Source organism: Paenibacillus oryziterrae (genome assembly GCF_042610485.1).
Lineage (GTDB): Bacteria > Bacillota > Bacilli > Paenibacillales > Paenibacillaceae > Paenibacillus_AQ.
The window spans coordinates 229,709-246,647 of sequence record NZ_JBGJZO010000002.1 but is presented as its reverse complement, the minus strand read 5'-3'; the positions used below and the strand labels follow the sequence as shown (position 1 = coordinate 246,647).

General features: G+C 51.1%; 12 protein-coding genes. 8 read left to right on the top strand and 4 right to left on the bottom strand.

The window, feature by feature from the left end; translation table 11 throughout:
- Nucleotides 1-158 precede the first annotated feature (158 nt).
- The 5 genes from ACAN55_RS03530 to ACAN55_RS03510 all read left to right on the top strand — a co-directional run bounded on the left by ACAN55_RS03530 (nt 159) and on the right by ACAN55_RS03510 (nt 8,948).
- Nucleotides 159-4,454 carry a glycosyl hydrolase 53 family protein gene (locus ACAN55_RS03530; protein ID WP_379128158.1) on the top strand — a complete coding sequence of 1,432 codons (4,296 nt, stop codon included), beginning with the start codon at nt 159-161 and terminating at the stop codon, nt 4,452-4,454.
- Nucleotides 4,455-4,627: 173 nt separating this feature from the next.
- Nucleotides 4,628-5,317 carry a hypothetical protein gene (locus tag ACAN55_RS03525; protein WP_379128155.1) on the top strand — a complete coding sequence of 230 codons (690 nt, stop codon included), beginning with the start codon at nt 4,628-4,630 and terminating at the stop codon, nt 5,315-5,317.
- Nucleotides 5,314-6,081: an S-layer homology domain-containing protein gene (locus tag ACAN55_RS03520; protein WP_379128153.1), complete on the top strand. Its 768-nt coding sequence runs from the start codon at nt 5,314-5,316 to the stop codon at nt 6,079-6,081. Before ACAN55_RS03525 ends, ACAN55_RS03520 begins: the two co-directional genes overlap by 4 nt.
- A 159-nt stretch (nt 6,082-6,240) precedes the next feature.
- Nucleotides 6,241-6,987, top strand: a complete 747-nt coding sequence (locus ACAN55_RS03515) for an ABC transporter ATP-binding protein (protein WP_379128150.1) — start codon at nt 6,241-6,243, stop codon at nt 6,985-6,987.
- The gene (locus tag ACAN55_RS03510; protein WP_379128147.1) at nt 6,984-8,948 is read left to right on the top strand and encodes an ABC transporter permease; all 1,965 of its coding nucleotides are present in this window, start codon (nt 6,984-6,986) and stop codon (nt 8,946-8,948) included. The genes ACAN55_RS03515 and ACAN55_RS03510 overlap by 4 nt, the downstream gene beginning before the upstream one ends.
- A 161-nt stretch (nt 8,949-9,109) precedes the next feature.
- On the opposite strand, the gene ACAN55_RS03505 is transcribed toward ACAN55_RS03510, so the two are convergent.
- Nucleotides 9,110-10,090, bottom strand: coding sequence for a sensor histidine kinase (locus ACAN55_RS03505; RefSeq protein WP_379128143.1), 981 nt, complete (start codon nt 10,088-10,090; stop codon nt 9,110-9,112).
- Entirely contained in the window at nt 10,087-10,764 is a 678-nt protein-coding gene (locus ACAN55_RS03500; RefSeq protein ID WP_379128140.1) for a response regulator transcription factor, read from the bottom strand. The genes ACAN55_RS03505 and ACAN55_RS03500 overlap by 4 nt, the downstream gene beginning before the upstream one ends.
- 151 nt (nt 10,765-10,915) lie before the next feature.
- Here ACAN55_RS03500 and ACAN55_RS03495 point away from each other — a divergent pair, with 151 nt between their 5' ends.
- The 3 genes from ACAN55_RS03495 to ACAN55_RS03485 are packed head-to-tail and all read left to right on the top strand — an operon-like array spanning nt 10,916 to nt 13,490.
- The gene (locus ACAN55_RS03495) at nt 10,916-11,812 is read left to right on the top strand and encodes an NUDIX hydrolase (protein WP_379128137.1); all 897 of its coding nucleotides are present in this window, start codon (nt 10,916-10,918) and stop codon (nt 11,810-11,812) included.
- Nucleotides 11,809-12,486 carry a nicotinamide riboside transporter PnuC gene (gene pnuC / locus ACAN55_RS03490; protein ID WP_379128134.1) on the top strand — a complete coding sequence of 226 codons (678 nt, stop codon included), beginning with the start codon at nt 11,809-11,811 and terminating at the stop codon, nt 12,484-12,486. The genes ACAN55_RS03495 and pnuC overlap by 4 nt, the downstream gene beginning before the upstream one ends.
- Nucleotides 12,483-13,490, top strand: a complete 1,008-nt coding sequence (locus tag ACAN55_RS03485) for an AAA family ATPase (protein ID WP_379128132.1) — start codon at nt 12,483-12,485, stop codon at nt 13,488-13,490. The genes pnuC and ACAN55_RS03485 overlap by 4 nt, the downstream gene beginning before the upstream one ends.
- A gap of 112 nt (nt 13,491-13,602) precedes the next feature.
- On the opposite strand, the gene ACAN55_RS03480 is transcribed toward ACAN55_RS03485, so the two are convergent.
- Both ACAN55_RS03480 and ACAN55_RS03475 read right to left on the bottom strand, forming a co-directional pair.
- A complete protein-coding gene (locus ACAN55_RS03480; protein WP_379128130.1) occupies nt 13,603-15,753 on the bottom strand; it encodes an S-layer homology domain-containing protein in 2,151 nt (716 codons plus the stop codon).
- A gap of 318 nt (nt 15,754-16,071) precedes the next feature.
- Nucleotides 16,072-16,923: an ABC transporter ATP-binding protein gene (locus ACAN55_RS03475; protein WP_379128128.1), complete on the bottom strand. Its 852-nt coding sequence runs from the start codon at nt 16,921-16,923 to the stop codon at nt 16,072-16,074.
- Nucleotides 16,924-16,939: the final 16 nt, after the last annotated feature.

Genomic DNA, 16,939 nt, shown 5'->3' with positions numbered 1-16,939 from the left:
CGATTGGCCCATTGGACTGTGAAAATCAGCCCGATGGGCTATTTTGCTTGATAAAGGTGTAGAAATGTTAACTTCGTGTCCTAGAAAGCGCCTCCATACGGGATTCATAATGAAATTGCAAGCTGAAAATCACAGAATAATTAGGGGAGGTTGGTTGAATGAAGAGGTTCCGTCGGACTTTGTCGGCGTTCATGGCATGGGTCATGCTGGCGACTGTAGGGTTATCCATAGGTACTCCGGGCAGGGTCTATGCAGCAGACGCCGTGAACTTGGCGGTGAATCCGGGTTTCGAGAACAGTGCGGATGCTTTAACAGGCTGGACACAAAGCGGTACCGGAACGTTATTAGTGGGGAACGGCAGCGGGAATATACATGGCGGAGCAAGGTCTGCCAATTATTATTCTGCAGATGCTTACCAATTCACGTTAACGCAGACCTTAAATAATCTGCCTGACGGAGAATATGTACTGAAGGCTTGGGCTTCCGGCGGGGGAGGAGAGAATACCGCCAGCCTTTTTGTAAACGGTTACGGCGGGAATGAACTGCAGGCCGCCATTTCCAATACGGGCTGGAACGCCTGGACACAATATACCGTTTCAGGTATTCAGGTGACCGGCGGACAGGCGACGATCGGCTTTAACATCGATGCTCCTGCTGGAACATGGGGGTATTTCGATGATGTTGAATTCTACAAGGTTCCTTCCTGGGATGCAGGAGAGCTGACGGCAACCGATTTAACGGCAACCGAACTTACGCTAGATTGGACGGGTGTGGATGCGCCAGGCCAGATCACCGGATACCGTATCCTTAAAGACAACGTGCTACTAGCGTCCACGGGTACGGCTACAACCGCATACAGCGTTACCGGCCTCACGCCAGAAACAGAGTACACGTTCAAGGTGGAGGCCGAGAACGGGACGAATCTGATTAGCTCGGACGGCCCGTCCGTGACCGTGACTACAGCTGCGCTTCCAACCGGCTCTGCACCTAGCTGGTCGGCAGGAAAGATGCTTACGTCATCGCAACTGACTTCCCGGAGAACCGTGCTGGCATGGTCCGGGGCGCAGGATGATATCGGGGTTACTAAATACCGGATCTATGAGGGCAATGTATTGAAGGCAACGGTTACCGGTGTGACTTCCTATCTGCTGACAGGGCTTAAACCGGAAGAGGCATATACGTACAAAGTAGAAGCTGGCAATGCAGCTTCGCTCTGGAGCAGTGACGGCCCTTCCGTTACCTTCAGCACGCCTGCTGTTCCAGCAGAGCCGTTCATTAAAGGTGCGGATATCTCCACATTGCAGGCTATTGAAGATGCAGGCGGCAAATATTATGAGAACGGTGTCCAGCGTGATCTGCTGGATATTCTACAGGATCATGGGGTCAATTATATCCGGCTGCGGATATGGAACAATCCGCTGGAGGCTGATGGCTACAACGACAAGGCGCATGTAGTTGCTCTGGCTAAGCGGGTGAAAGAGCATGGCTTGAAACTGCTGCTGGATTTCCATTACTCGGATTTCTGGACAGATCCCGGCAAGCAGGTGAAGCCAGAGGCTTGGAAGAATCTTGATTTCAATAGTCTTGAGCAGGCTGTATATGACTATACCGCTGAAGTTATGAACGAGCTGAAGGCAGAGGATGCCTATCCGGACATGGTGCAGATCGGCAATGAGATTAATCCCGGAATGCTGCTGCCGGACGGTTCTACAAGCAATTACGACAAGCTGACTGCGCTTTTGAACAAAGGCATTCAGGCGGTTCGTGACACCACACCGGCCGGACATGAAACGAAGATCATGCTGCATTTGGCTGAAGGCGGCAACAACGGTACGTTCCGCAGCTTCTTCGATGCCATGAAGGCCCGGAACGTGGATTACGATGTTATCGGGATGTCTTATTACGCTTATTGGCATGGCCCTTTCAATAATCTGAAGAACAATTTGAACGATATGGCAGCCCGTTATGGTAAAGAGGTTGTTGTAGCTGAAACCTCCTATGGGTACACATTGGCTAATGGCGACGGCTTCCCGGACAGCTTCAACCAGGAGCTGGCGGATGAGGCGGGATTCCCGGCGAGTGTAGAAGGGCAGGCTTCACTGGTCACTACAGTGATGAACACTGTCGCGCATGTTCCGGATGGCAAAGGCGTCGGCGTCTTCTACTGGGAGCCCGCCTGGATTCCTGTTCCCAAAGATGCGGACGGTGAGTACCAAGCCGGCTGGAAGAGCGGGGAGGGGAGCGCGTGGAACAATCAGGCGATGTTTGATTTTAACGGCAATGCCCTGCCATCTCTGGACGTATTCCGGTTCGAGCCGGGTGATCTCCCGGACAAGACAGCGTTGACTGCGAAGAACCCAGAGGGAATAACCGTAACGGTAAATGAGCCGATGGAAGAAGTGGAGCAAACCCTGCCGCAAACAGCAGATGTGCTGTATAGCGAAGGCAGCGTGGAGCAGGTTCCTGTTGTATGGCAGGCTATCGATGGGGATGACTTAAGCCGGATCGGTTCCTTTGAAATTTCTGGTACCGTGGAAGGTGTCGGGAAGACGGTCAAGACAACCGTGACTGTAACCTCCTACCGGAATATTGCGAGTAATCCCGGTTTCGAGAACAGCAGTCCTTCTGCAGGCTGGAGTATCAGCGGAACCCAAGGGGTGGCGAGCTTTAAGACGAACACCGGGGATGCTTACGCAGGCAGCAATGCCGTTAACTATTGGAGCAGTTCGGCCTACCAGTTCACGTTGTCCCAGACCGTTACCGGTCTTGAAGACGGAATATATGTGCTTAAGGCCAAAGTATCCGGGGGTGGAGGAGAGAATGGTATTCACCTGTTCGCGGAGAATTACGGCGGCGATAAGCTGACAGGCGTAAACGTTGTGAATACAGGCTGGCAGGCATGGAATGACGCTACTCTCGGAGGCATTCAAGTAACGAATGGCCAGGCGACGATCGGGCTTAATGTGGATGCACCAGCGACTTCCGGCGGTATTTGGGGCTGGATCGACAGCTTTGAGTTTTACCGGCAGGTATCCGTTCCGGTGTGGAACAGCTCTAAGTCGATGACAGCATCAAACACCGGTACCAGAAGTGTCACGCTTACCTGGGCAGGAGTTGATGGCACGGATCCGGTAGAGGGCTACAAAATTTACAAAGACGGAAAACTGCTTACTACTGTGACAGGGAACACGCATACGATAAGCGGCCTTTCGCCAAACACCTCCTATTCCTTCAAGGTGGAAGCGAGCTTTGACGGAGCGATATGGACATCCACAGGGCCGTCACTCAGCCTGACAACGTCTGCGGATCCATCTGTTCCTGTCGTAACGGTACCGGTAGTTACACCGGCCCAGCCAACCCAAATCGTTACCATCACTTCTCAGCAACTGGCTGGGGGTGCGGCGGTTCTTAGCATCCCGGCTGCTGCCAGTGAAATTAAGCTTCCGATAAATGCCGCTGAACTGTTGGCGGGAGCACCTCTGAGGCTCAAATCAGAGTCTCTTGAAATGGATATTCCGGCCGCTCTTCTAAAACAGCTGGCGGAAAGAGTTGGAACAGGCGGGCAGGAAGCTGCAATTTCTGTGACCATAAAGCCTGTTGCCGGGGATGCAGCTGAGAAATGGATTACGCAGCTGGAGAATTCACGGAATCTGGACATCCGGATCTTAGGCAGTGTATATGATTTCGGGCTTTCAGCAACTGCAGGCAATGGTTCTGCATTTACATCATCGCAGTTCAGTGAACCGATCACCTTACGGATTCCGAAACCGGTGGGTTCCGGAGCTGCAGGTACAGGTATCTTCTATCTGGCTGATGACGGAAGCGCCAAGTATATTGGCGGCAAGATAGAAGGTGATTTCATCACGGCGAAGATCAGCCATTTCAGTAAATATGGACTTATGGAAGTGAAGAAATCTTTCACAGATGTTCCGGCTGCTCACTGGGCAAGCGAGGCCATCGGGCAACTGGCTTCAAGACTGCTGGTATCCGGAACAGACAGGGACAGCTTTGAGCCTGGACGTGCAGTAACGCGGGCAGAATATGTATCCCTGCTCGTCAATGCGCTGGGACTTCCATCGGCTGACGGCCAGATGAAGTTCACCGACGTGCCGGCTAATGCCTGGTATTCCGGAGCCCTCTCTGCTGCACAAGCCCATGGACTGGTCAGCGGCAGGGGGGATAACCGCTTCGAGCCGGGCAGTCCCGTCACCCGGGAGGAAATGGCGAAGCTTACCGTTCAGGCGCTTCATATTCTGAAGCCTGAAGCAGCAGCTTCCAATGGGAATACTGTAGTCTTTACCGACGTAAGCTTAATGTCCAGTTGGGCTAAACCTTATGTTGAGGCCGCTTCCGGGCTTGGACTAATGAGCGGCCGTGTGCAGGGCAGCTTTGCACCTAAGGCGGTAGTAACACGTGCGGAAGCTGCACAGGTTATTTGGCGGATGCTGCAATAGTTCTATGTATCATCTTGAATATCGGTTGAAATAACAGGCAGCGGCTCTCTGAATTTCGGGGAGCTGCTGCTTTTGTTATATGAGGGGGAACGGATTCTGTATCAAAGAGCAACAAAAGCAGCATTTTTTACAGGAAAATTATCCCTGATGTTGTATGCTTGTTCAAAAGGGACATGCGGGTCAAGAATCGCTGTACCGTAACTAAACCGAAGGAGCTTGATGGAATGAAGTGGAGTCACCGCTTATTATTGATTGCCGCACTATTGGTATACGGATTAACCGGCTTAACCCCGGCTTCCGCCGAAGAGAAGGATGCAACACAAGTTTCAAGCAAGCTCACTTATGATTTCGATGAAGTTAAAGTGCTGTATGCTGCTGAATTTCTGGCCTATCCCATCATGGCTCCCGTCAAATCTGGAACAACGGCCGGCACGGAGCAGACGGCTGCGGAGCCGATTCATGTGCTCTATGGCGTGGTCAGCCTGGGGTCTGCCGGCACAATGAAAGAGGAATTTATCCGGGTCAGCCAGGGGGATGCTTACGCGCGGGGTTTATCCACCGGCTGGAGCTGGGATAATTACGGAGCATCAGATACGACAGACAAAATCACGACCTCTGAGTTTATGCTCGGTAAATCGCTGGAAGGCAAAAGTGTCGTCAAGGACTACTCCGGCGGTATGAAGATGATTAAATTGACCCAAACAGTGGATACTGCGGGCGAAATCAAGGACATCTCCCTCTCCTTCAATTGGGAACCCTCAGGGACATGGGATGAGTTTTTTGCGAAGTTAAGCGGTACGGTGTACAAGATGGATCCTGCCAGCCTGAAATCCGTAGGGAGCCAGGAGGCGGGTGTACGATGATCAAAGTGATCCATAAACCGGATGCGCCCTTCGGCTTTCGCTGCAAATCACTGCTGTTGCTTATGGCGGGTATCCTGCTGCTAACTAGTCTTATCGGCTCCTCCGCGGTATCCGGTGCCAGTGCCGTCCGCAATACCGATAAGGCTATAGCGCTGCAGGGGATGCAGCTCTTCCGGGGAAGCAGTCTGGGGTATGAACTGGATAAAGGCTTCACCCGGGCGCAAGGTTCTGTGATGCTGCTCCGCCTCCTGGGCTGGGAGGATGAGGCGCTCAGCTATGGCGGGAAGACAAGCTTCACTGACCTCAAAGCTACCCATTGGGCTGCGCCGTCCATCGCGTATGCAAGCAGCAAGGGGCTGGTCAAAGGAATGACAGCAAACACATTTGCGCCGGATGCGGCCATGAGCGGTAGGCAGTTTATAGCTTTAACGCTCCGCGCTTTAGGATATGCCAATGCCGATCCCGCGAATGCGCTGACTCTTGCTGAAGCAAGCGGACTGCTCACCTTTGATGAGATTGCCAAGTTGGGCGGGACGCAGATCTTTCTCCGCGATGATATGGTAGGCGTCGCCTATAATGCATTGAGTACGAAGCTGAACGGAAGCAGCCAGACTCTCCTGCAGAAGCTGGTGGATGAGGATCATGCGGTAACCAGGGAAGCAGCGCTGGCCTCCGGGTTGTACAAGGAAGCGGCGAAAGCTGTAACCTCCGGTGATCCGCTGGACGTAATCGAATCAGCTATCCGTGATGCGCTTCATAAATAAATGAATTCAATCGCCAAGGGGCTCCTGACAACGGGAGTCCTTTGCTTTGGCAGTGTTCAGACTCCCATAGTGACAAAAACGTCACGTTGCTTCATGTTACTTCTATGGTTGCAGTTGCCAAATGTGGCTATAGTGGATAACAGGAAGGGGAGATCGACGATGTTATCTGTGATTCATACTAAAAATGTATCTAAAAAATATGGCACAACTACGGTTCTGAAAAATATCGATTTGGTGATTGAAGCCGGAGAATTTACAGCAGTTATGGGGCCTTCAGGGTCCGGGAAGTCAACGCTGATGAATGTGTTGTCCACGATTGACCGGTTCAGCGGCGGTGAGGTATGGCTGGAGGGACAGGCGCTGCTGGATATGAACCGGAAAGCGCTGCGGCAATTCCGCCAGGAGCGGATGGGGTTTATTTTTCAGGATTATAATCTGCTGGATACCTTAACGGTAAAAGAAAACATTCTGCTGCCGCTCTCGCTGCGCAAATTCAAGGCGGAGGAGATGGAGGAACGGCTGCAGCCCATTCTGCAGGCGCTCAATATTGAGGACATTCTGCATAAATACCCGAATGAAATCTCCGGCGGGCAGAAGCAGCGAGCAGCCTCGGCACGGGCCATCATTACGAAGCCGGCGATTGTGTTCGCCGATGAGCCGACGGGAGCGCTGGATTCAAGGTCTGCGACACAATTGCTGGAGCAGCTTGTGGGCCTTAACGAAACCTTCGGCACGACGATTATGATGGTGACTCATGATATCTATGCTGCAAGCTATTGCAAAAGGGTTATTTTTCTGCGCGACGGGGGCATTGTGAATGAAATCTACGCCGGCGATCAGTCTCAGAAGGCATTCTATGACCGGATTCTGGAAACCCAGAGCCTCATGGGGGGCAAATCCCGATGAGCCTGCTCCATCTGACACTCCGCAACGTCAAACGGAACTTCCGCCTGTATACCATTTACCTGTTCTCCATGGTCGTAGGGGTAATTATCCAGTTCACGTTCTCCTCCCTGATGTACAACAGCGATATCATGGATGCGCTCCAGAACCGTGAGAGTTTCCAGACAGGTGTGTCTATCGCTTCCGTGGTCGTCTTTCTGTTCATCATCTTTTTTATTCTATATGCCAATTCGTTCTTCATGAGGCAGCGCAAAAAAGAGTTTGGCATGTATCTGCTCTACGGCTTGAACGAACGGCAAATTACACTAATGGTGTTCTATGAGACGCTGTTTATCAGCGTAATTTCATTGGTTACAGGGATACTGCTCGGGGGACTGCTGTCCAAGCTCTTCGGGATGCTGCTGATGAATCTGATGCAGTATGACCACGTCATCTCGCTCTCGTTCCCCTTGCAGGCCATGGTCTCCACCGCCGGTTTGTTCTTCCTGCTGGCTTTGATCATCAGTGTACAGAGCTATGTGATGGTCAACCGCGTGCAACTGACAGAACTGTTCCATGCCAAGCAAAAGTCGGAGAAGCCCGTACGGATCTCTGCCCTCATGGCTATGGTATCCCTGGCTTTACTCGGTATGACCTTCATTTTAATCAGCGGCGGGAAAGGTTCTGTGGTCTGGCAGGAGCATGTGACAGCAGGGCTAATCGCTTCGACTATCGGCATTATCGGCGGAACGTTCCTGTTCTTCCGGCAATTCGCGGGTTGGTTCTTGCAAACCTTAAGCCGCCGCAAAAGTTACCACGAGGGCAATACCGTATTGTGGACCTCCTCCTTGCGCTTTCAAGTCAGGGGCAACACGCTGAATTTAACCTTTATCTCCTTATTCAGTGCGGCGATTATGATGCTGATGTGCTTTATGACGATTAACTATAAGGTGCAGTTCGAGGCAGTCGGCCGGAATTTGCCCAATGATATGGCGTTCCAGTCGCTGGATCACGCAACCAACTCGCAGATTGATGACTTGATCACAAGTTCGAAGCATAAGATTACCTTTCATTTGACGCAGGAAGCTATAAAGGCCACCCCCGCGACGGACATGCAGGTTGCTTTTGATAACCCAGAGTATTACACGTCTGATGTCCTGTTGGTATCCCAGCAGACTTATAACGAATTGATTACCAAGCGGGGCCATCAGCAAACCGTGGAGCTTCGGGGTAATGAGGCCGTCACACTCTCCCAGGGCTCAGACTTTCCGCAGCCGTTCGCGCCGGGGGTACAGCCAAGCTTCACGGTGAAGACGGATAAGGACACGACCTTTAAGCTTATTGAGAAAAAAGACTACGCATACCTCGGATGGGCTTCGGATCCCGTTACGTCTATGGACATCAAGCCGGCGGTATTAGTGATCTCAGATGAGGTTTATGAAGGCTTGCAGGACCACGCGGATACCATGTCGTTTGAAATTTACGGGCTTTCGGATGCCAAAAATGCTGAAGAACTCTCGGTGCAAGTGCACGCCATCGTCACCAAGACACCGGGCGCGTATTACTCTTCCTTCGCCGATGTGTATTCCAAGCAGATTGAAAGCTCGTCACTGATGCTGTTCTCCAGCGGGTTTCTCGCACTGATCGCGGTCTTCGCCCTTGCCAGCGTCATCTACTTCAAGCAATTGCGCGAGGCCACGGATGAAAGACTGCAATATTCGATTCTGCGCAAAATCGGCGTGGGCAGCCGGGTGATGAAGAACGTGATCCGCAAGCAGCTGCTGTTTGTCTTCCTGCCGCCGCTGGTGCTTGGAGTGCTGCACAGCTGGTTTATCATCAAATACTATATTTTAGACTCCGTGCAGGACTTTCCCGGGCTTACCGGTGTGGTCTGGGGCATTATGGGCGTCTACTTCATTATCTACTTACTGTTCTACCTCTCTTCCACGAGCATTTATTATAAAATCGTGAGCGAGAACCCTTAGATTCGTTTGACATTAAAAATCGTATTAAACAGCTGCACCAAAAAAGCAATGACCGCTGGACTGGTCATTGCTTTTTTCAGTGTTTCTAGAATCCAAGAATCTATAAGTTTCACTCTATAGATTAGATGCCGTTCCTGTAAGGTAGGCGAATTCGGCTCTTCTTACAGCATATTCAGATAAGGGTCGTGGTTCCTCGGGAAGTGGATCGTGAATTCCGTGAACTTCCCGGATTCGGATTCGCAGGTGATGTAATGTCCCAGCTTCTTCGATAGCTCCTGGGCCAGATATAAACCCATGCCTGTCGATTTCATAACCGTACGCCCGTTAGTCCCTGTAAATCCCCGGTTAAATATCCGCGGCAGGTCCTTCCGGTCAATACCGATGCCGTTATCGCGGATGATAAGCAGTTTCTCTTGCGGTGTGGCCGAAGCTGTGATGGAGATGTGCCCGTGATCATGAGTATATTTCAAGCTGTTGGTGATGAGCTGGTTGATAATAAAGAGCAGCCATTTGGCATCACTCTGCACGGTGGTGGAGGGCATGTCCAAGTGAATGCTGATTTTTTTGGAGATGAAGGTCTTGGAATGGGTCTTGACGATGTTCTTGGCCAGCAGCTCCAAATTACAGTTCACGATCTCATAGTCCTGGTTGAAGCTGTCCAGCTTGGCATAATACAAGGCCTGATCCACATAGTGCTCGATCCGGGAGACCTCTTCCTCCAGGCTTCGGGGATCGATCTCTGTCTGCTGCATAAGCCGAAGGACAGCGATAGGCGTCTTGATCTCGTGAAACCAGGATACGATGAAGTCATAGTATTCTTTTTGCTTATCCTGCACCTCATTCAGGGCACGGATATGCTGAGTCTCCTGCTGCTCCATGGCTTTCCGGTAAGCTTCCGCCTCCAGAGACAGGACTTCGATGTTATCACTGCCGAGGCTGCGGATAGACTGCACATTCTTCAGGTAGCGGTGGAGCAGAAAGCCGGCCAGACAGAAGAGGACCAGCGTCAGCGCATAGAGAAACGTATGCCAGTCCCACGGGGACTGCGGATCAACAGCGAATACGGCAACGGTCAGCAGGAAGACGGCAGCGCACAGAAAGAGGTACGGGCTTTCGAACTTGATGAACCGCCAGAATCTCATTCGATGATATACCCCATTCCTTTGCGGGTAACGATAAAATCCTCGATACCAAGCATGGCAATTTTACGCCGGAGCCGGTTCACGTTGACCGTCAGCGTATTGTCGTCCACAAACTGCTCGTCGTTCCACAATACCTGCATCAGCTGTTCCCGGGAGACGATGGATCCAATATTCCGCATCATGGTCTGCAAAATAATGAATTCATTCCGCGACAGCTCCGCCGTCTGCTCCCCGAATTGAATAGACGAATTGGACAGATGGAATACAAGCTGGCGGTGCGCAATCTGCAGGCTTTCATCCTGGTAGGTATAATTGCGCCGCAGCAGCGCGCTCACCTTGGCTACGAGCACATCCAGGTCGAACGGCTTCTGTACATAATCGTCAGCGCCCATATTAATTGCCATGATGACATCCATATTTTGATTGCGCGAGGACAGAAAGATAATAGGTACTTTGGAGACCGAACGAATCTGCCTGCACCAGTAGAACCCGTCGTACATCGGCAGATTCACGTCCAGCAGCACCAGATGCGGCTGCCCGCTGATGAATTTCTCCAGTATCTGCTCGAAGTCCGATATCTCAATGACCTCGTATTGCCATTTACGCAATGTACCCGCTACGATCTGCCTGATCTTCTCATCGTCTTCCACGATCATGATCCGAAACAAAGCCATTCCTCCAGCTCCAAATAATTAAGATAGGCTAATTATATCATTGGCGGTGAACAGGGGTAACTGACAGGGTTGAAAGGGAAGGAATTATCTGGTATATTGTTATTAACAAAATGATAATATCATAACATTACTAAGAGGAGTGCTGATGCTTATGGCGGAGCTTGTGAATAAAGATGGACTTACGGAAGCGGAATTCATGTCGCAATATCGGGCGGGAGATTACGAACGGCCGTCGCTGGCGACAGATATGGCTGTGTTCACCGTCTCCAGCGAAGAAGAGGTCAATTACCGGAAGCTGCCGGAGAAGAGCCTGAAGCTGCTCATGATCCGGAGAGGAGATCATCCTTTTATCGGGCAATGGGCGCTCGCGGGAGGATTTGTGAGGCCCGGCGAAACGACAGAGGAGACTGCGGCGCGCGAGCTTGCGGAAGAGACAGGGGCAGGGAATGTGTATCTGGAACAGCTCTATACGTTCAGTGATCCGGGGCGTGATCCCCGGACCTGGGTGATCTCCTGTGCATATCTGGCTTTGGTGGACAGCAGCAGTCTTTCTTTGGAAGCGGGGGATGATGCGGCAGAGGTGGCCTGGTTTCAGGTAGACTACAAGCTTCAGAGGGAGTCACGCGAAATGCTGCCGGGAGGCTTCGTCAAGGAATCGTTCTGGCAGTTAACACTGTCCTTCCAGGATATCCGGCTTGAAGCGGAAATTGTCAGGAAGCAGACGGTCTCCGAGCGCACCGTTCAGACCGAATACATTGTTGCTTCATCAAAGGGAATCGCCTTTGATCATGCCAAAATCATCGCCTATGCCATAGAGCGGCTGCGGGGGAAGGTGGAGTATACGGGTATCGCGTTTAACCTGATGCCAAGCCTTTTTACCCTGACGGAGCTGCAGCAGGTATATGAGATCATACTGGACACTGAAATGCTGAAGGCCAATTTTAGACGTAAAATCGCGGGGCTCGTCATGGAAACAGACCAGTACGCCCGCCATGCCGGCCACCGGCCGTCGAAATTATTCAAACGGAATATGGAGGGAATGATATGAGCCGAGGCTGGAAAGGCTGGAACTTTTACGAGCTGCTGTGGCTGGGGATGTTCTCGGCGGTTGCTATTATTCTAACGATTATTATGAAAGACACGCTGTTTGGCTTTACCGTGTTTTTTACCGGAGTGTTATGCGTGGTGCTTGCGGCCAAAGGAAATCTGATGACGTACGTGTTCGGTATGTACAATACGTTCGGGTATGCGTACCTGGCTTACAACAACGGTCTTTACGGCGAGCTGATGCTGAATCTCTTGTTCTTTGTTCCGATGAATGTAGCGGGTTACTTTATGTGGAGGAAGCACCGGGAAGGCGACAAGCTGGTCATGCGGCAAATGGATGTTCGGGGAACGGTTTTAGCTGCCGCGGTATGTATTCTGGGAAGTCTTGCACTGGGGTACGGATTATCCTTCATTTCCGGCCAAAATTCACCTTATATTGATGCCACCACAACGGTACTGTCCATTGTCGCTACCATTCTGATGGTGAGGCGGTTTAAGGAGCAGTGGCTGGTATACATTATTCTGAATTTGTTTACGGTACTGCTCTGGGTGATCCGCACGGCTCAAGGCAGTCCCGATGGTGTGTTGATGATCGTCATGTGGAGCGCCTATCTGGTGAATGCCACCTATGGCTACTATACCTGGAACAAGGGTGCACGGGAGGTTACGGCATGAGAACGTTGGGACTAACGCTTGGGAAATTCGCACCGCTGCATAAGGGTCATCAGCTGATGATTGAAACGGCGCTTCAGGAGGTCGATGAACTGATCGTAGTCATTTACGATACTCCAGTGACGACCATTCCGCTGCATATCCGGGCGGGGTGGATCCGCAAGCTGTATCCCTCGGTCAGGGTCATAGAGGCTTGGGACGGGCCGGACGGATACTCCGATGACCGGGAACATGAGATTCGGGAAGAACAATATATTCTTGGACTATTGCAGGGGAAGCAGGTGACCCATTTTTACTCCAGCGAGTTTTATGGCAGGCACATGAGCGAGGCGCTGGGAGCGGTGGATCGGCGGGTAGATGAGCAGCGCGTTCTTGTCCCGGTATCCGCAACCATGATTCGTGGGGATGCATACGGGAACCGGCAGTTCATCAGCGATATCGTATACCGGGATCTGATCACCAAGATTGTGTTTGTCGGAGCGATGTCCACGGGGAAATCTACGCTGACCGAAGCTCTGGCGAAGCGGTACCGGACCACATTTGCCGGGGAGTATGGACGGGATTACTGGACGGAGCATCAGGTAGAGCGGAGAATTGGGCTTGCCGCCTTTGATGAGATTGCAACCGGGCACATGGAGCGGGAAGAGGAGGCGCTGTTTCAGGCCAACAAATATCTGTTCGTGGATACCAATGCGATAACGACGTTTATGTACGCGCTCGACTATCATGGGAGAGCTCCAGAATTGCTGACACGACTGGCTCTGGAAAATGCATCCCGGTACGACCTTTTCTTCCTGTGTGAAGACGATATCCCATACGACGACACCTGGGACCGTAGCGGAGACCAGAAGCGTCAGGTCTTTCATAAACAGATTATTGCCGACCTGCTTGAACGGCGGATTCCTTACATTCCGTTGCGGGGCAGCCTAGAAGAACGGATGGCCAGGGTAGAGGAAGTGCTGGAACAGCATACGCCTTTTAGTAATTTCTATGGCAGAAGCGTGTAATAAGTCGCGTAATAGAAAGTATTTGTAAAAAGTGCGATAGCCAATTGAAAAATAGACCGTCCGTGCCTGCTTTAGCTGGCATGGACGGTCTATTTTGAGTGTATGGATAAGTTTAACCTCCTGGAATTTCAGAACCGCCACCCGGATTGTCAGTCGGAGTTTCGGTACCCGTGTCGCCACCCGGATTGTCAGTCGGAGTTTCGGTACCCGTGCCGCCGCCCGAATTGTCAGTCGGAGTTTCGGTACCCGAGCCGCCACCCGGATTGTCAGTCGGAGTTTCGGTACCCGTGCCGCTGCCCGGATTGTCAGTCGGAGTTTCGGTACCCGAGCCGCCGCCCGGATTGTCAGTTGGAGTTTCGGTACCCGTGCCGCCGCCCGGATTGTCAGTCGGAATTTCGGTACCACCGGCTGCCGTTACCTTGATAGTAAATGTTTGGGTAACGGATTCGCCTGCAAGGTCAGTGGCTTTAATGGTAATACCCATCTCCCCGGCGCTTACTGGAGTTACCACCAATTGATTTCCTGTTAAGCTATAGGTCGCAACTTCATTCACACTGCTTACAGAAATAATATTTTCTAAATTATTATCAACAATTTCAAATGTCAATAGATCGGAGAGATCCTCGTCTTCAAAAAATTCGTTCAGATCAATAGTTGAAGGGATATCTTCTTCTGTATAATTCCAGGTTGTCTCCGCACCGTCACTAAGTACAGGTGCGTGATTAGGTGCTTTCACATGGATAGGATAATCTTTCTTCACAGAATATTGACCGTCTGAAGCTTCGATGGAGATCGTTGTATTACCAACAATTTTAGGGTCGATAACCAGGTAACCATCCTCGATCTTAACATCAGCAGGATCTGCTATTACCGGTGTATTAATTATAAATGAGTCAATTACTAAGAACGGAAACGGTTCAATGACAGCCTTCGTCAGTGTGTATGATAAATGATCACCATCCGGGTCCGTAAACAGGGAGCTCAGAAGGACTCGGGTGGGTTCATCACCGATTGTAACATCCCAGCCTGTGGAGTTAACAATCTCTGGAGAATGGTTCACCCGGTTTGAATCGGAAGCTGGCTTCACCGGAGGTACGCCATTCACTTTCGTGGAGGTGTCATCTTTATAGTTGGTGATTACTTCACCGGGAGCTTTATCCTTCGGAAGAGTCACATCATTGATCTTCAGCTTGTCATCAATGGTTACTGTGGATTTGCTTGTGCCAAGGGCTAGTTCGCCAATCGCGCCATTGCCAATGATTGTAACGGGTTTGTTGGATGCTACGACGAGCTTGTCCACCGCAGTATCAATTTTAACTGTACTGACGCCTTCTTTTACAACAACTTCGCCAAGCTTGGTTTCGGCATTTCCTTTAATGCTGACATTATTGCCTGAAATACTAAGAACTCCGCTGAGAACTACGCCTTCCGCATGCAACTCGAGTGGTTTGTCTGCTGTGCCATTCTTGATGATTTCCAGTCCGCCAAGCTCATTGATCCCACGGGTAAGTGTATCATATTTAATAATTGCACCTTCCAGAGCCTCTGCATTATTCTCGCTCAGCAGTTTTTTCCATTTATCCGTAGCGATAAACGGTACTCCGTCCAGCACAATGATATCACCACTGATTTTTGTAATGGTTTTGGTCTCCTGACGCGGCACGAACATATCCAGCATCACGCTGAGGACATCCTGGCGTTCCACTTGGGAAGATGGTTCGAATGAGCCGTTCTCTGAAGGGAGCAGACCCAGTCTCAGGGCAGATGTAACATATTGTGAAGCCCAGTTGCTGGTACCCTGGGTATCTGAAGTATTTACATTATTCCCGCCTTTGAGCTTCAAGCCATCAATAACACGTACGAGTACGGTTGCAAGTTCTTGACGGCTGACGGGCTGGCCCGGATAGAAACCGTTGCCATAACCTTGCATGATACCGGCTTTCTGAACAGCATCAATAGCGGATTGTATGGAGTTATTCTCCGTCGGGAGCTTCATCGCTCTAGTAAGCAGTAAAGCCAGCTCTTGACGGGTTAAGCTGTCTTCCGGCCGGAACTGGCCTTTGCTGTCACCCACGATGAATCCGTTTTTAGATGCTTTTTGGAGCTGCTCCTGAAGTGTGCTGTTCATTGAACTCTGATCGGCATATACCGAAGGAACAGGTTCAGCAGCGTACGAAATACCAGGAACGGCTGCAGTCAAAAGTGAAGCGGTCATTAAAGCAGTCTTCAACTTTTTTGTGCGTTTTGATTTAGTTAGTTTCATGAAATACTTCCTTCCTGATAATCATTATTAAGTAACAACAATAATTATATCGGAAGAAATAAGGGTAACTTTATACCTAGATAAGAAAAAAATTATTTTTTTGTTTTTAAAATATATTTTGGTGTATGGGACTAAAGTATTGGGTGTGTATAGAGGTGTGTATTCCGGTAAAATCGCATAGAACGTAGCATTTATGGCATCGATCCAAAGGATGTTTGTTTAGGTTCAACAGCCAGACGGGACTTAAGTCCTGACTGGCTGTCTGGGGGAATGGGGGTAAAAAGATCTATCTGCTCTACGCCGAATGGCCCGCCCTGTTTAAGGGTTGTTTTGTCCTTTCGCCTGCTCCTCACGCATCCAGTGTGACAGCTGGCGCTTCAGCTTCAGAAACTCCGGGGTGTCCGTAATCTCCTCGCGGCGGGGCCGAGGAAAGGGAACGTTCACCGTCTGCAGAACAGAGCCGGGGCGGCCGGAAAATACATAAATCTTGCTCGATAGCAGCAGCGCCTCTTCGATATTGTGGGTGATGAACAGCACGGAGCGGCGGTTCTCTTCCCACAGCTCCAGCAGCCACTGCTGCATTTCGCTGCGGGTCAGTGCATCCAGAGCGCTGAAAGGCTCATCAAGCAGCATCAGCTCCTGCGGAGCCAGCATAGCCCGCAGAAAAGCGGCCCGCTGCTGCATACCTCCGGACAGCATATGCGGATAGGCCTTTTCAAAGCCGACTAGCCCAACCTTTGACAACCAGCTTCGGGCTTCCCCGCGGGCGTTGTCCTGAGACACCCCCTTGATTTCTCCCGCCAGCATCACATTATCTTCGATGGTCCGCCACGGGAAGAGGGCCGGCTGCTGCGGCATGTAGCTGATATGCCCGCGCTGTCCGGTCACTTCGACTCCGTTCATGCGGATGATTCCGCTGTCCGGCTTCTCAAGACCTCCGATGATATGGAACAGCGTGCTTTTTCCACAACCGGAAGGGCCGAGAATAGAGACGAATTCCTGCGGTTCCACTGTAAGCGACACCTGATTCAGGACTTCGGTCTTGCGGCGGTGAGCGGTGAAGGTTTTGGTGACATTCTGAACCTCAAGCGCCGGATAGGCGGTCTGGCTGTCCCGGGAGTTCAGCCCTTCTGGTGCAGCAGATGATATTTCTATAAATGATGATGTCATGTTTAGCTCCTCCCAT

Excerpts from the sequence above, each read along its gene's own strand:
- ACAN55_RS03520 (WP_379128153.1), top strand. The coding sequence starts at position 5,314 with ATGATCAAAGTGATCCATAAACCGGATGCGCCCTTCGGCTTTCGCTGC.
- ACAN55_RS03515 (WP_379128150.1), top strand. The coding sequence starts at position 6,241 with ATGTTATCTGTGATTCATACTAAAAATGTATCTAAAAAATATGGCACA.
- ACAN55_RS03475 (WP_379128128.1), bottom strand. The coding sequence starts at position 16,923 with ATGACATCATCATTTATAGAAATATCATCTGCTGCACCAGAAGGGCTG.
- ACAN55_RS03495 (WP_379128137.1), top strand. The coding sequence starts at position 10,916 with ATGGCGGAGCTTGTGAATAAAGATGGACTTACGGAAGCGGAATTCATG.
- ACAN55_RS03530 (WP_379128158.1), top strand. The coding sequence starts at position 159 with ATGAAGAGGTTCCGTCGGACTTTGTCGGCGTTCATGGCATGGGTCATG.
- ACAN55_RS03480 (WP_379128130.1), bottom strand. The coding sequence starts at position 15,753 with ATGAAACTAACTAAATCAAAACGCACAAAAAAGTTGAAGACTGCTTTA.
- ACAN55_RS03505 (WP_379128143.1), bottom strand. The coding sequence starts at position 10,090 with ATGAGATTCTGGCGGTTCATCAAGTTCGAAAGCCCGTACCTCTTTCTG.
- ACAN55_RS03525 (WP_379128155.1), top strand. The coding sequence starts at position 4,628 with ATGCGGGTCAAGAATCGCTGTACCGTAACTAAACCGAAGGAGCTTGAT.
- pnuC (WP_379128134.1), top strand. The coding sequence starts at position 11,809 with ATGAGCCGAGGCTGGAAAGGCTGGAACTTTTACGAGCTGCTGTGGCTG.
- ACAN55_RS03485 (WP_379128132.1), top strand. The coding sequence starts at position 12,483 with ATGAGAACGTTGGGACTAACGCTTGGGAAATTCGCACCGCTGCATAAG.
- ACAN55_RS03510 (WP_379128147.1), top strand. The coding sequence starts at position 6,984 with ATGAGCCTGCTCCATCTGACACTCCGCAACGTCAAACGGAACTTCCGC.
- ACAN55_RS03500 (WP_379128140.1), bottom strand. The coding sequence starts at position 10,764 with ATGGCTTTGTTTCGGATCATGATCGTGGAAGACGATGAGAAGATCAGG.